Source organism: Enterobacter sp. Crenshaw (genome assembly GCF_024734705.1).
GTDB classification, from domain to species: Bacteria; Pseudomonadota; Gammaproteobacteria; order Enterobacterales; family Enterobacteriaceae; genus Enterobacter; species Enterobacter asburiae_B.
In genome coordinates this window covers 928,123-941,462 of sequence record NZ_CP102932.1, presented here as the reverse complement: position 1 = coordinate 941,462, position 13,340 = coordinate 928,123, and the positions used below count along the sequence as shown (strand labels likewise).

The following is a 13,340-nucleotide window of genomic DNA, read 5'->3' as shown; positions in this document are numbered from 1 at the left end:
ACCATGTTTAGCCTCGATAGCGTTCTCGACGATCTTTGGCCTCAGGCGAGGCCTGCACCCTGGCAAAAAAGTCTGTTAAAAAGACTGTTTTACGAAGACGAATTTCAGCAATTTGCCGCAGCACACCGCCACCTGAAAGGACTGGATATGGTGGAGCAAGTTCTGGAACACCTTGATATTCTCTGCACCGTTTCCGCCCGCGATCTTGAACAAATCCCCGAACATGGCCCGCTGGTCATTATTGCCAACCACCCGACGGGTACGCTGGACGGCCTGGCGCTGATGTACGCCGTCTCCCGCGTGCGACGCGACGTTAAAGTCGTGACCAACCGGATGCTGACCCACCTTGAGCCCCTCAGCTCGCTGTTTATTCCGGTGGACAATATGGGCGGCAGGACGGCGAAATCGTCCCTGGTGCAGATGGAACAGCATCTGCAAAACGCAGGCGTGCTGATCTTCTTCCCGGCCGGAGAAGTTTCCCGCCCCACGCGCAAGGGCATTCGCGATAAAAAATGGCACTCTGGCTTTATCAAACTCGCCAGCAAACTGCGCGCCCCGCTGCTGCCGGTGCATATTCAGGCGCATAACAGCCTGCTCTTCTATGCCAGCACGCTGGTCTCCCCGACGCTGTCGATGCTGTTGCTGATGCAGCAGATGTTCCGCCGCCGCCACAGCCAGCTGCCGATTAAAATCGGCCAGCAGATTGCCTGGCATCACTGGCACAGCGCCACCCTTTCGTCGCGTGAGATGGCCGAACAGTGCCGTCAGCACGTGATGCGTCTTGGCAAGGGATTGCCTGGCGTCTTTAAAACCCAGTGCGCCATTGCCCGTCCGGAAGACCGGGCCACCCTGAAACGCGCGCTGGCGCAGGCCGAATGTCTGGGCAATACCAGCGACGGTAAAACCATCTATCTTTGGCAGCGCAACGGTCAGGAAGACGCCCCGCTGTTGCGCGAGCTGGGCCGCCTGCGCGAGATTGCCTTTCGCGCGGTCGAGGAAGGGAGCGGCAAACGCCGGGACACCGACTGCTACGATGATGATTATCTGCACCTGATCCTGTGGGATGATGAGGATCTGGAGATCGTCGGCGCGTACCGCTTTATGCCGACCGCCAGACAGGTTGAACGTCGCGGTCTGGAAGGGTTGTACAGCTATAGCCTGTTCCACTACGACGACAAAATGCAGGACGTGCTGGAGCACGGTATTGAGCTGGGACGCAGCTTTATTCAGCCGCGCTACTGGGGACGCCGTGGCCTGGACTATTTATGGTCCGGCATTGGGGCCTACCTGGCGCGTTATCCGAACTACCGCTACCTGTTTGGCCCGGTCTCCATTTCCGGCGGCTTACCGCCTGCCGCGCGGGATCTGCTGGTGGCCTTTTACCGCCTGTGGTTCCCGGCAACGCATCCGCTGGCCGCGTCACGTCAGCCGTATCCCGCATCGCTGCCGGACGTGCTCGCGCAGTTTGGCGGCATGGATTACGTGGACGACCTGACAAAGCTGAAATCCCTGCTCGGCAATCTGGGCTGCGGCATTCCGCCGCTCTACAAGCAGTATTCCGAGCTGTGTGAACCCGGCGGCGTGCAGTTTATTGATTTTGGCAGCGACCCGGCATTTAACGACTGCGTCGACGGACTGGTGCTGGTGGATTTGTGTTACCTGAAGGCGAACCGGTATCAACGGTATATAGAGGCGCATTTAATACCCTCACCCCAGCCCTCTCCCTAAAAGGGAGAGGGTGAAAACCGCACCGGGCAGTCCCCTCGCCCCTTTGGGGAGAGGGTTAGGGTGAGGGGATCAAGGCGCACGGTAGAACGGCTTATCCCCCAGGATCGTCGCCCGCTGCATAATCCGGCGCTGCGGAAGATAGTCCGCATTGGCGTAGTGCTGCGTCACGCGGTTATCCCAGATCGCCAGGTCATTCTCCTGCCAGCGCCAGCGCACCTGAAACTCGGGCTTGGTGATATGCGCGAAGAGGAAGCTTAACAGCGCCTCGCTCTCTTTCTCCGTCACATCCACAATGCGCGTCGTGAACCCTTCGTTCACGAACAGCGCCTGCTTGCCGGTGACCGGATGGGTCCGCACGACCGGGTGCAGCAATGGAGGATGTTTCGCAACCGCCTCCTGCCAGCGCTGATGCTCCTCTTCCGTTTTGCGGTACTTGTACTCCTGGAACGATTTTTTGAAGTCGTGCTCCGCCCGCAGCCCGCTCAGCAGCGTCCGGAACGGCGCGGAGAGCGCCTCATACGCCGCAATCCCGCTGGTCCACAGCGTATCCCCCCCGGTTTCCGGCAGCAGCTTCGCCGCCAGAATCGCCCCGGCGGGCGGCGTCTCGATAAAGGTCACGTCGGTATGCCAGTTGTCGTTGTCCGGCGGGTTATCGTTGTGGGTGTCCAGAACGATAATCTCCTCCACCCCCTCCGCATGCGGATAGACAGGGTGGATATGCAGATCGCCAAAGCGCAGGGCCAGCGCGCGCTGCTGCTGCGGGGTGATCGCCTGTTCGCGCAGGAAAACAACCTGATGACGCAGCACCGCGTGGTACAGCTGCTCGAACTGGTTATCGCTCAGCGGACGGGTCACATCCAGGCCCGACACCTGCGCGCCAATGTACGGCCCCAGCGGGGTAATGGTCAGACGTTCACTCATTGTATTTCTCCATGCCAGGGCGTAAGGCGACGCTGTAACGCGCGCAGCCCCAGTTCTAATCCGAAGGCGATCGCGGCGATCACCGCGATCCCTGCCAGCACCACGTCAGTCGCCAGGAACTCTCCCGCCGACTGCACCATAAACCCAAGGCCGCGCGTGGCCGCAATCAGCTCTGCCGCCACCAGCGTGGACCAGCCCACGCCAAGGCCGATGCGCAGCCCGGTTAAAATCTCCGGCAGCGCGCCCGGTAAAATCACGAACAGCAGCACCTGCGTGCGGCTGGCCCCCAGCGACTGCGCCGCACGGATCCGCACCTGCTGGGCGCTCTTCACGCCAGCCAGCGCCGACATGGCAACCGGAGCGAAAATGGCCAGATAAATCAGCAGGATTTTTGACGTTTCACCGATGCCAAACCAGATCACCATCAGCGGCAGATAGGCCAGCGGCGGCACCGGACGGTAAAGCTCAATCAGCGGATCGAGAATACCGCGCACCGTCGGGCTTAAGCCCATCGCGATCCCGACCGGTATCCCGATAATTACCGCTGCCAGAAGCGCCACCAGAATACGCGCCAGACTTGCACCTAAGTGCTGCCAGAGCGTGGCATCCATAAAGCCCTGCGGCCCGGCGATGGTAATGAGTTTGGCCAGCACCTGGCCCGGCGGCGGCAGAAACAGCGGGCTGACCCACTGCTGGGCAGCAACCGCCCACCACACCGCCAGCAGTACCAGCAGCGTACCGACGCTCAGCGTGATTTGGCGCGAGAAAGGCCAGCGCAGCGCCAGACGCGTGCGGCGCGTTTTTTCACTGAAGACGATGCTCATGAGAAAGCCTCCCGTTGTTCAAACACGCGGCTTAAAACGTATTCACGCTGTTCGATAAACAGCGGATCGGATTTGATGCTGCGCACGGGCTCTCCCGCGACGTAGCGGCGGGCGAAATCCAGCGGCAAGCGCTCCAGCACGCGGCCCGGCCCCGGCGAGAGCAGCACCAGCTCCGTCGCCATAAACACCGCCTCTTCGATATCGTGGGTAATCAACAGCACCTGCTTGCCCGTTTCGTGCCACAGGCGCAGCAGCAGGGTTTGCATCTGCTCGCGGGTGAAGGCATCCAGCGCCCCGAACGGCTCGTCCAGCAGCAACAGCTGCGGATTCGCGGCCAGCGCGCGGGCAATACCGACGCGCTGACGCTGACCGCCGGAAAGCTGCCAGATAAAGCGTTTTTCAGCCCCTTCCAGCCCCACTTTTTTCAGCATCGCCCGCGCCGTTTCCAGCCGCTGTTCGCGGTTGATGCCCGCAAGCTGTAGCCCAAACGCCACGTTTTCCTGCACGTTGCGCCAGGGAAGCAACCCTTCGTTCTGGAAGACCACGCCGCGCTCGGCGCCCGGGCCTTCCACCTTTTTGCCTTCCAGTTGAATGGTGCCATGCTGATAAGGGACAAACCCGGCGATCAGATTCAGCAGCGTGGTTTTTCCGCACCCGGACGGGCCCAGCACCACCAGCAGTTCACCGCTGTCCAGCGTCAGGTTGATATCCTCCAGCGCGGGTTTCCCGCCGTAATCGGCGTACAGGTTCGTAATATTCAGCATGGCGGACTCCTTATTTCACAAAACGATCGGTCACGTACTGGCTGTAATCCGGGGCTACCGCAGGCACTTTGCCCTGCTCTTTCAGGAAGGTGGCGGTATCCACAATCGCTTTGTTCACCGGCCCGGTCAGCTGCTGCACCTGCTGCGCGGGCGTCAGATAGGTATTGCCTTTCACCAGCCCCGGCACGTCCGCTTCCGGCACGCCGCTCAGGCGGGAGAGTTTTTCCAGGTTGGCGGGCTGCTTCAGCCATTCATCCGGGTTGCTGATATACGGCTGCTGGGCGTCAATCGCGCTTTTGGCGAAGGCTTTCACCACTTCAGGATGTTTCTCGGCGAAGTCCTTGCGCACGACCCACACGTCGAGGGTTGGTGCGCCCCACTGGCCCACTTTTTCAGAGTCGGTCAGCACGGTGCCGTCTTTTTCCAGTTCGTTCACTGCCGGAGCCCAGACGTAAGCCCCGTCAATATCCCCGCGCTGCCAGGCGGCGATAATCGCCGGCGGCTGCAGGTTAATGATTTGTACCTGACCCGGCTTGATGCCCCAGTGTTTGAGCGCCGCCAGCAGGCTGTAGTGGGTGGTGGAGATGAACGGCACGGCGATGCGTTTGCCGATCAGATCTTCCGGTTTGGTGATGTTTTTCTTCACCACCAGCGCTTCAGAGTTACCGAGCTGCGAGGCGAGCAGGAAAACCTCGATCGGCACCTGCTGGCTGGCCGCAACCGCCAGCGGGCTGGAGCCGATATTGCCGATCTGCACGTCGCCGGAGGCTAACGCACGCACAACGGACGCCCCGCTGTCGAACTTGCGCCAGTCGACTTTCGCGCCGCTCTCTTTCGCAAAGGTGTTGTCCGCCTGCGCGACTTTCGCCGGTTCCGCAGAAGTTTGATACGCGACGGTGACGTCCACCGCCTGCGCCTGAAATGCCCACAGCGCCAGTGCGCCGAGAAGTGTGATTCGCGATGAAATTGCCATAATGTCTGCTCCCCTTGTTGTTATGAGGGCAGTATTTCCGGCGCGGGAATTTTGATAAAGGAATAAAAATGAATCGCTCATAACGATTCGTTTTTAGATAAAAAGCGGGAAAGGATAGCGAATTTTGTGCGGTTCGTTTTTTTCCCTCTCCCCGTGGGCGGAGGGTTACCCAGTAATTTTTTCATCTGAAGCGATGCATGTGGTATCTGGAAAATAAATGGCTTAAAGCGATGTTTCGGTCCGGCTGTAAATCGCCGAAGCGTTTCCGTAAGGCCGGGGCGAGGCGCACGGATGCGCCGAGAGGGCGTGGCCTGCAGGGATGCAGGCTCATGCCCGACCCGATAGCCTGAAGGAATAAGCTGAGGGCACCGCGAAGCGGCGATTTACCGCCGGGAGCCCGGGTCGCCAGGGCGGCGGCGATTGAGCCGCCCTGGCACGTTCACAGGCCATGTCGTTACAAAGTAGCAAGGAACATGAAGTGAACGGAATGACCACCACAGCCGTATGTTCCCCCTCACCCCAGCCCTCTCCCTTGAGGGAGAGGGAGCCGTCCGTGGAGGTATTATTATGTGGGGATCCCTCAGCCCCGTGGGAGAGGATCAGGGTGAGGGCATCAGGCGCACAAACCTTAGATGTAGGCCGGGTAAGGCGTAGCCGCCACCCGGCAAAGCACTCAGCGCTGCGCGTTCAGCTCAGCAATATCCTTCGGCGTGGTGCGACAGCATCCGCCAATCAGCTTCGCGCCGGCTTCCAGCCACTGCGGCAGATACCCTACCAGCGTCTCGCACGCTTCGCCGTGGTGGTGCCAGGTTTTGGTTACCGCGTCATAATGCTCGCCCGAGTTCGGATAGACCACCAGCGGCAGCGACGTCAGGCTTTGCAGATGCCTCAGCGCCGCCGTAGTGTTTTCCAGGGCGATGCAGTTAATGCCCAGCGCGACAATCTGCGGAGAGTTTGCCAGCGCGCTGACCACCTCGCGCAGCGGCGTGCCGTCGCTCAGGTGTTCGCTGTCGCGTAAGGTGAACGAGAACCACGCCCGGGCGCGGGGGTACCCGGCCAGAAGCGCCGCCAGCGCCTTGATCTCCACAAACGAAGGCAGCGTTTCGCAGGCCAACAGGTCAGCGCCCGCATCCAGCAGCGCTTCCACGCGCGGGCGGTGGAAGGCAGTAAACTCCTCGATGCTGCGCACGTAGTCGCCGCGATACTCTGAGCCATCCGCCAGATACGCGCCGTACGGCCCCACGGAGCCCGCCACCAGCAGCGTGCCCGCATGCGGGTTTTCAGCCAGATACGCTTCGCGCGCCTTACGCGCCAGCTCCACGCTTTTACCGATCAGCGCGCGGGACTGCGCCTCGTCCAGACCGCGCGCCGCAAAGCCCGCAGGCGTGGCCTGATAGCTGGCGGTGATCGCCACCTGCGCGCCCGCGCGGTAGTAATCGAGATGCACTTCGCGAATGAGTTCCGGGTTTTCCACCAGCACTTTGGCTGACCAGAGGCTGTCTGCCAGGTTACAGCCGCGCGCTTCCAGCTCCGTCGCCATCGCGCCATCCAGCACCACAAACGGCTGTTTTTCAAGGATGGCGGTAAGCGGGTTATTCTGCGACATGTTCAGGCTCCTGCGATGTCATATTTCGGGTCAGGTAGTACGCACCATAACACAGGGCGACAAACGGAAGCCCGCAATAAAGGGCAATGCGCTGGCTCGGGTCAAACCACAGGCCGACACAGGCCACCACGCAGAGGATAAAACCGAGCACCGGCACCAGCGGATACCACGGCGCGCGGTACTGCAGCGCAGAGAGCGGCTGCCCGGACTGCAGATGACGGCGACGGAAAACGAAGTGCGACGCGCAGATGCTGATCCACACCGCCACCACCGCAAAGCCAGAAATCGCGGAGAGCGCGACAAACACCGTGTCCGGGGCCACGACGCTTGAGAACAGCGCCAGCACGCCGCCGAGCATAGAGACCGAGAGCGCCGTCAGCGGCACGCCGTTTTTGTTCACGCGGGCAAAGCAGCGCGGCAGCGTTTTCTCATTCGACAGCGACCACAGCATGCGCCCGGAAGCGTACAGGCCCGAGTTCGCCGCCGAGAGGATCGCCGTCAGGATCACGAAGTTAACGATGTCAGCCGCGTAAGGAATACCAACCTTTTCAAACACCAGCACGAACGGGCTCTTTTCCACGCCCGCCTGCTGCATCGGGATCAGCGCCGCCAGCACAAACACGGTGCCGATAAAGAAGATAATCAGGCGCGCGATGGTGGTGCGGATCGCAACCGGAATCACCTTGTGCGGATTTTCCGTTTCGCCCGCCGCGATGCCGATGAGTTCCGTCCCGGAGAAGGCAAAGTTCACCGCCACCATGGTCATCAGGATCGGCAGGCCGCCGTGCGGGAACCAGCCTTCGGCAATGATGTTGCTTAAGCCCGGCGCGGGGGAACCGTCCTGCATCGGGATAAAGCCAAAGACCGCCGCCCCGCCAAGGATAATAAAGGCGATGATGGTGATGACTTTCACCAGAGAGAACCAGAATTCGCCTTCCGCAAAAAAGCGCGTAGAGATGACGTTCAGGCCAAAAATCACCACGCAGAAGACCACGCACCACGCCCAGACGGGCACCTGCGGGAACCAGTACTGCATGCAAAAGCCCGCGGCGGTGAAGCTAGAGCCGAGCGCCACCGTCCAGGTGAGCCAGTAGAGCCACGCCACGGTGTAGCCCGTCGCCGGGCCAAGATAGCGGGCGGCATAGACGTGGAACGCGCCGGTTTCCGGCATCGCTACGGAAAGCTCGCCCAGACACTGCATCACCAGCCAGACCACCAGCGCGCCTATCAGGTATGCCAGCAGCGTGCCCGCCGCCCCGGTCGTTGAAATGATGTATCCGGTATTGAAGAATAACCCTGTCCCAATCACGCCACCCAGCGAGAGCATAATCAGGTGGCGTGTTTTCATGGTGCGCTTAAGCTGCCCATTTTCTTGTTGTGTTTGCATATTACCTTCTATACGTATGGACATCTAAACATCCAAAGAAGGTGTGTTATACCGCGATTGTTAATAAAAAGCTAGATGACCAGACGCAAACGGGCACGCCTCGCGCTGAGTCTGGGGTGGGTCGTGAGGATCACATAGAGAATCGGACGCCAGGCCATAAGCACCTCCGCAAGCAGATACTTACAGCATGGTGCGGGAAGCGGCGATCTTCGGTCAGTCGAAAGTGGTAACGATGAACCCTCGGATCATACTTTTACGCTTCCCTCATGGTATGTCGCCACCAGGCAGGCATCATGTCGTCGAAGGAGTGATTTTCCGGGGCAAACTCCGGCTGGTCCGGATCGTCAAACACGCCAGTAAATAAGGCAACGGTGGGTGAATCATCAATCGCGCCAATTGAACTGCCGCAGGTGGGGCAAAACGCCCGGCTGGAGTAGTCCGACGATCGCCATGTCGCCGGACGTCCGCCCGGACCGATCCACTGCACGTTTTCCGCCGGAAACTCAATCCATACGACGGTTTGTGCGCCGGTGTGTTTCTGACAGATATCGCACGAGCAGGTGTGCACATTGCCCCCATTCGCAGCGGTAAAGCGAACCGAGCCGCATAAGCACCCACCTGAAAAGACCTTTTCCATGCTGTCGTCCTGAGCTGTTTAAAATCTCATCAAAACATAACACATTATTGAGGTCTGTATGCCGGGTCAGACGCGAAGCCATCGCCCGGCACGCCAGCGGCAGAATTATTGGTAAATCCTCAAATCAGTTCTATAGTCGACACAGTTTCTTAGTAACAGGACTGACTGATGCGCTTTAACGGACTGACCAAAGGTTTCTTCATTTTTATTCTCGCCCTCGTCACCTGGGCCTTCTTCGACATACTGTCGCCCTACTTCTCCGCGATACTGTGGGCCGCCATTCTGACCGTCATCTTCAATCCGGTAAAAAACAGGCTGCGCGCCGCGCTGGGGGATCGCAACGGGCTCGCCTCGCTGTTGACCATTGGCATTATCTGCCTGATCGTTTTTATTCCGTTGATGGTGATCCTCTCCTCGCTCGCCATTGAGCTGAACGTGGTTTACACGAAGCTTCAGGAGAACAACACCCAGTTCCCGGAAGTGGTGGCGAGCATCTTTAACCATCTGCCTGACTGGGCCAGCGGCTTCCTGGCGGATCACAACCTGACCAACGCGGCGCAGATCCAGAAAAAACTCTCTGATGTCGCCCTGCAGGGCGGGCAATATCTCGCCGGCAGCGCGTTCCTGATTGGCAAGGGCACGTTTGGCTTTGCGATTAGCTTCGGCATCATGCTTTATCTGCTGTTCTTCCTGCTGAAAGACGGCCCGTATCTGGTGCGCCAGATCCTTGACTCCCTGCCGCTGTCCGATTTCGCCAAACAGCACCTGTTCGCCAAATTCGTCGGCGTGTCGCGTGCCACGGTAAAAGGAACGGCGGCGGTAGCGGTGGTTCAGGGCATCCTCGGCGGGATTGCGTTTGCTATTGCCGGTATTGACGGCAGCGTGCTCTGGGGGGCGCTGATGGCCTTCCTCTCGCTGGTGCCCGCCATCGGCTCGGCGATTGTCTGGGTGCCCGCCGCCATCTTCCTGTTCGCCACCCATCAGCTTTGGCAAGGGCTGTTTATTGTCGGCTTCTTCGTGATTATCGTCGGGCTGGTGGACAATATCCTGCGCCCGCTGCTGGTCGGGAAAGACACCAAAATGCCGGACTACCTGATTCTGATCTCCACCCTCGGCGGCATGGAGCTGTACGGCATTAACGGCTTTGTGATTGGGCCGCTCATTGCCGCGCTGTTTATCGCCTGCTGGAACCTCTTCTCAGGGCGCGATCACGAAGGTAACGCCGAAGAGCTGGACCCCGACTTCATCGAAGAAGGAAAAAATCCTCCAGAATTGTGAGGATGTGACGATATAGACCACACCAGGCGGCGCTGTGCCGCCTTTTTTTTCGCCTTAAATCAAACGTTTTCTATAATTTGAAAGAACGCCATCCTACTCATGTCGTAAAAGGATCATCAGGTGCGAATCGCGACGATAACAAACTGGGCCTATGGTGCCACGGTCTGCCTGACCATCGCCTCCGGCATCATCATGCTGATGGCGTCCAGCGCTGATACCCTCGAGCGTCAGGCCGTTGAACAACGGCAGAAATTTGATCAGCTCACGGAAGATATCGAAACCGATATCTGGGCCCAGTCTGATTTAGCACGGCTGTACGTCATTAAAAAAGATCCTCAGGTTCTCAAGGAATATAACCAGGCGGAAAACAGCCTGAAGAGCATCGAGCTTCGGCTGGAAAAGTTGCAGGATAACGGCGCATCGGATGAAGAACTGGCCCTGCTGCATGAAGGAATAAAGATCGTCGATGAGCTGCAGGACGAGCAGCAAACCGCCCTTTCCAGCCTTGAGCGAGGAGAAGACGCGCAGGCCGTTGCGCTACTCTACGGTGCGCCCTATGAGCAGGAGCTGGAGCGCGCGCAGAACCAGCTCGATCACTTCCGCCAGATACTCGACAAACGCGTCATCGCCTCCGTTCAGGACGCGACAAAAAAATCGAAAGCGCTGCGTACGGCCTCTGAGCTGATGGTCGGCCTGACCGCCCTGCTGTTCTTGTTTGTTCTCGGCTTTATATTAAAGCGCCGCGTGCTGCGTCCCGTGGTGCGCCTGAGCGACGTGGTGCACCGCCTGGCATCCCAGGATTACGCGGTTGAAACGCCCAATTTCAACCAGATTGATGAGATTGGCGACATGGCCCAGGCCATCCGCATCTTCCGCGAAAACGGCCTGGCGCGACAGCGTCTGGAAAAAGAGCGCGATGCCGACTGGGCCATCCGCGAGCTGCTGGCGCGCATGACCCAGCGGCTGCAGGGGTGTGAGAACTTTAACGATGTGATTAACGTGGCGGAGCTGTTTGCGCCTAATATCGCGCCGGGGATCGCGGGGCGACTTTACGTCCTTGACCGGGAGCCATGGCAGATGCGCTGCGTCGCACACTGGCTTTCACCGGTTGGGGAAGAGACGAGCTTCCACCCGGACGAGTGCTGGGCCGTGCGCCGCGGGCAGAGCCACCCGCCGGTAAACGGTGAGCCGGATATCGCCTGCTACCATCTTCCGGCATCGCAAGCTGAAAGCTCGCTGTGCGTGCCGCTTATCGCCCAGGGCGAGGCCATTGGCCTGCTCTCCTTCCAGAATATTACGGCGGATAACGCCCCTTCCCGCGCCTATCTGGAGCTGATGGCCGAAGCGCTCGGGCTGGCGCTGGCCAACCAGCGTCTGCGCGACGCGTTGCTGGAAAAAGCCTTGTTCGACCCGCTCACCGGCCTGCGTAATCGTCATCATCTGGAAGATACCCTGCAAACCCAAACGGCACAGGCGTTGCGCACCGGCGAACCGTTAAGCTGCATGATGATCGACATCGATCACTTCAAGAGCATCAATGACCGCTTCGGCCATGAAGCGGGCGATCAGGTGATTAAAAGCGTGGCGTCAATTGTTCAGCGGGCCGCACATGACAACGGACTCGCATTCCGCTACGGGGGCGAGGAGTTTCTGGTCCTGCTTCCCGGTGCCGATGAACCAGAGGCGCACGCCTGCGCGCAGAAGATTTACAATAGCGTGCATGAGCTGTCGCTTCGCTACGGGCTGACCGAGATTGGGCCGGTGGATGTGTCGATTGGCATTGCCAGCTACCCGCAACATGCCCAGACTGACAACCTGCTGCGCGCCGCGGATGTGGCCTTGTACCGGGCGAAAGAGCTGGGCCGCGCGCGGATTGTGAGCTTTGGGATGCTGGAGGCGGGTTAGCGGATTATCGCTTTACTCGCGCGTTACCTCAGTAATCAACATCGACAATCCATTCATGTAATGACTTTTTTTTGCCAGCTCGCGGTATTTGGTCGGGGAGAGTCCATATTGATTCGAGAAGGCTCTGCTGAACGTTGACGGCTCCTCGTACCCTAACATCGTGAATATATCTGAAACAGAGAGCTGCGTATGTCTGAGCATATGCGCGGCCTTTTCAAGTTTCCGGCTTCGGATATAGAGACCTATACTTATGCCACACTCCTGGCGAAAGTTCCGCTGAATGTAAGCCAATGAATAACCGGATTTCCGCGCCACATCTAAAACGGTAATGGGTCTGTATAAATTCGAGTCAATCCAGTGAGTAAGAGACTTAATTACAGCTTCACGATCTTTTAAGAGAGTAAACTTTATACACATAAGTATCCACGAAATTTTATTTACAAGAAGGCCGTTGGCAAAGTCATCCAATGACAATTGAAAATAAATATTCCTAAAAGAAAAATCACCCTAATAATAGGGTGAAAGAACGCTTACTGTATTTTATAAAGATGTCTTTGCTACATCCTCAATTTTTTCAGGACCATACAGTTTCATAAACGCATTAACGGAGGCCTGCGCTTTCATGACGATTTCACTTTCGTCAGGCTGATCCTTTCTTGCTTTTAAAAGCAAGGGTTCCAGTATGTCGGCCTGGAGAAGAGAACGAAAATACTCGGCCGCCAGCACAGGATCATCTTTTCTTAAAATATTTTGATTCATTAAATCGGTAAAAAGCGCCGAAACATTTGAACGCAGTTTTTGCATTCGCGCATAATATAATTCTCCGATGCCCGATCTTCCGGCCTCGGAAATCATTAATCTTTGCAAATCCACAATATCCGGAGAGCAAATATAGCGTAAAAAGGCAACGGCAAATTGCTCGATGACCAGCTGTGGTGATTTTCTGAAAAGGCGCACCTGCCCCGCAGTTTCAATAGTCATGCTTTTTATATACTGTTCAGTTTCTGAAGACATGCATTCTACAAATAGCTCTTCTTTCGAAGAAAAGTGACTGTAAATTGTCGATTTTGAGCCACCAACAATCGCGTTAATCTCTGAGATAGACGTGGCATCAAATCCCTTTTGTCGAAACAGCCCGGATGCGACCTCCAGGATCTGTTGCCGTTTAAGCGCTCTTTTATCCATATGTTTCCTCGTTAGTTTAGGTGTCTGGCCGGGGCCAACACTTTTTGTTCTCTGATTTCGGAATCACGTCAGATAGTAGGGTTCGTAATCGTACTGACGAGTACATTTTCATTTGACGGCGCTCAGAAGTCA

The 13,340-nt window shown here is 57.9% G+C and carries 12 protein-coding genes; 3 read left to right on the top strand and 9 right to left on the bottom strand.

The genetic code is table 11. From position 1 onward, the window contains the following. Window positions 1-3: 3 nt before the first annotated feature. Window positions 4-1,728, top strand: a complete 1,725-nt coding sequence (locus tag NWV12_RS04370; RefSeq protein ID WP_048978958.1) for a lysophospholipid acyltransferase family protein — start codon at window positions 4-6, stop codon at window positions 1,726-1,728. A 69-nt stretch (window positions 1,729-1,797) separates the two neighbouring features. On the opposite strand, the gene tauD is transcribed toward NWV12_RS04370, so the two are convergent. From tauD to NWV12_RS04335, 7 genes are all read right to left on the bottom strand, one after another. Next, complete coding sequence (gene tauD / locus NWV12_RS04365; protein WP_048978959.1) at window positions 1,798-2,649, bottom strand: taurine dioxygenase; 852 nt, start codon at window positions 2,647-2,649, stop codon at window positions 1,798-1,800. Then, window positions 2,646-3,473 carry a taurine ABC transporter permease TauC gene (gene tauC / locus NWV12_RS04360; protein WP_010427972.1) on the bottom strand — a complete coding sequence of 276 codons (828 nt, stop codon included), beginning with the start codon at window positions 3,471-3,473 and terminating at the stop codon, window positions 2,646-2,648. Before tauC ends, tauD begins: the two co-directional genes overlap by 4 nt. Continuing rightward, window positions 3,470-4,237: a taurine ABC transporter ATP-binding subunit gene (gene tauB / locus NWV12_RS04355; protein ID WP_023334655.1), complete on the bottom strand. Its 768-nt coding sequence runs from the start codon at window positions 4,235-4,237 to the stop codon at window positions 3,470-3,472. The genes tauC and tauB overlap by 4 nt, the downstream gene beginning before the upstream one ends. A 10-nt stretch (window positions 4,238-4,247) precedes the next feature. Beyond that, window positions 4,248-5,210: a taurine ABC transporter substrate-binding protein gene (tauA, locus tag NWV12_RS04350; protein WP_048978960.1), complete on the bottom strand. Its 963-nt coding sequence runs from the start codon at window positions 5,208-5,210 to the stop codon at window positions 4,248-4,250. A 673-nt stretch (window positions 5,211-5,883) separates the two neighbouring features. Continuing rightward, entirely contained in the window at window positions 5,884-6,816 is a 933-nt protein-coding gene (mmuM, locus tag NWV12_RS04345) for a homocysteine S-methyltransferase (RefSeq protein WP_045887903.1), read from the bottom strand. Next, a complete protein-coding gene (gene mmuP, locus NWV12_RS04340) occupies window positions 6,803-8,203 on the bottom strand; it encodes an S-methylmethionine permease (RefSeq protein WP_048979330.1) in 1,401 nt (466 codons plus the stop codon). The genes mmuM and mmuP overlap by 14 nt, the downstream gene beginning before the upstream one ends. A 253-nt stretch (window positions 8,204-8,456) precedes the next feature. Next, the gene (locus NWV12_RS04335; protein ID WP_047061215.1) at window positions 8,457-8,840 is read right to left on the bottom strand and encodes a GFA family protein; all 384 of its coding nucleotides are present in this window, start codon (window positions 8,838-8,840) and stop codon (window positions 8,457-8,459) included. A gap of 168 nt (window positions 8,841-9,008) precedes the next feature. Between NWV12_RS04335 and NWV12_RS04330 the strand changes: the two genes are divergently transcribed. Next, complete coding sequence (locus NWV12_RS04330) at window positions 9,009-10,118, top strand: AI-2E family transporter (protein ID WP_033144729.1); 1,110 nt, start codon at window positions 9,009-9,011, stop codon at window positions 10,116-10,118. Window positions 10,119-10,238: 120 nt separating this feature from the next. Then, window positions 10,239-12,023 (top strand): diguanylate cyclase, encoded by a 1,785-nt coding sequence (locus NWV12_RS04325; RefSeq protein WP_048979329.1) that lies wholly within the window; start codon window positions 10,239-10,241, stop codon window positions 12,021-12,023. Between the two features lie 12 nt (window positions 12,024-12,035). Here NWV12_RS04325 and NWV12_RS04320 read toward each other — a convergent pair whose 3' ends face one another. Then, on the bottom strand, window positions 12,036-12,440 hold the full coding sequence (locus NWV12_RS04320) for a helix-turn-helix domain-containing protein (protein WP_000334957.1): 405 nt from the start codon (window positions 12,438-12,440) through the stop codon (window positions 12,036-12,038). A gap of 123 nt (window positions 12,441-12,563) precedes the next feature. After that, the gene (locus NWV12_RS04315; protein ID WP_048975098.1) at window positions 12,564-13,208 is read right to left on the bottom strand and encodes a TetR/AcrR family transcriptional regulator; all 645 of its coding nucleotides are present in this window, start codon (window positions 13,206-13,208) and stop codon (window positions 12,564-12,566) included. Window positions 13,209-13,340: the final 132 nt, after the last annotated feature.

Coding starts and splice junctions, on each gene's coding strand:
- NWV12_RS04370 (WP_048978958.1), top strand. CDS start 4: ATGTTTAGCCTCGATAGCGTTCTCGACGATCTTTGGCCTCAGGCGAGG.
- tauD (WP_048978959.1), bottom strand. CDS start 2,649: ATGAGTGAACGTCTGACCATTACCCCGCTGGGGCCGTACATTGGCGCG.
- tauC (WP_010427972.1), bottom strand. CDS start 3,473: ATGAGCATCGTCTTCAGTGAAAAAACGCGCCGCACGCGTCTGGCGCTG.
- tauB (WP_023334655.1), bottom strand. CDS start 4,237: ATGCTGAATATTACGAACCTGTACGCCGATTACGGCGGGAAACCCGCG.
- tauA (WP_048978960.1), bottom strand. CDS start 5,210: ATGGCAATTTCATCGCGAATCACACTTCTCGGCGCACTGGCGCTGTGG.
- mmuM (WP_045887903.1), bottom strand. CDS start 6,816: ATGTCGCAGAATAACCCGCTTACCGCCATCCTTGAAAAACAGCCGTTT.
- mmuP (WP_048979330.1), bottom strand. CDS start 8,203: ATGCAAACACAACAAGAAAATGGGCAGCTTAAGCGCACCATGAAAACA.
- NWV12_RS04335 (WP_047061215.1), bottom strand. CDS start 8,840: ATGGAAAAGGTCTTTTCAGGTGGGTGCTTATGCGGCTCGGTTCGCTTT.
- NWV12_RS04330 (WP_033144729.1), top strand. CDS start 9,009: ATGCGCTTTAACGGACTGACCAAAGGTTTCTTCATTTTTATTCTCGCC.
- NWV12_RS04320 (WP_000334957.1), bottom strand. CDS start 12,440: ATGTGTATAAAGTTTACTCTCTTAAAAGATCGTGAAGCTGTAATTAAG.
- NWV12_RS04315 (WP_048975098.1), bottom strand. CDS start 13,208: ATGGATAAAAGAGCGCTTAAACGGCAACAGATCCTGGAGGTCGCATCC.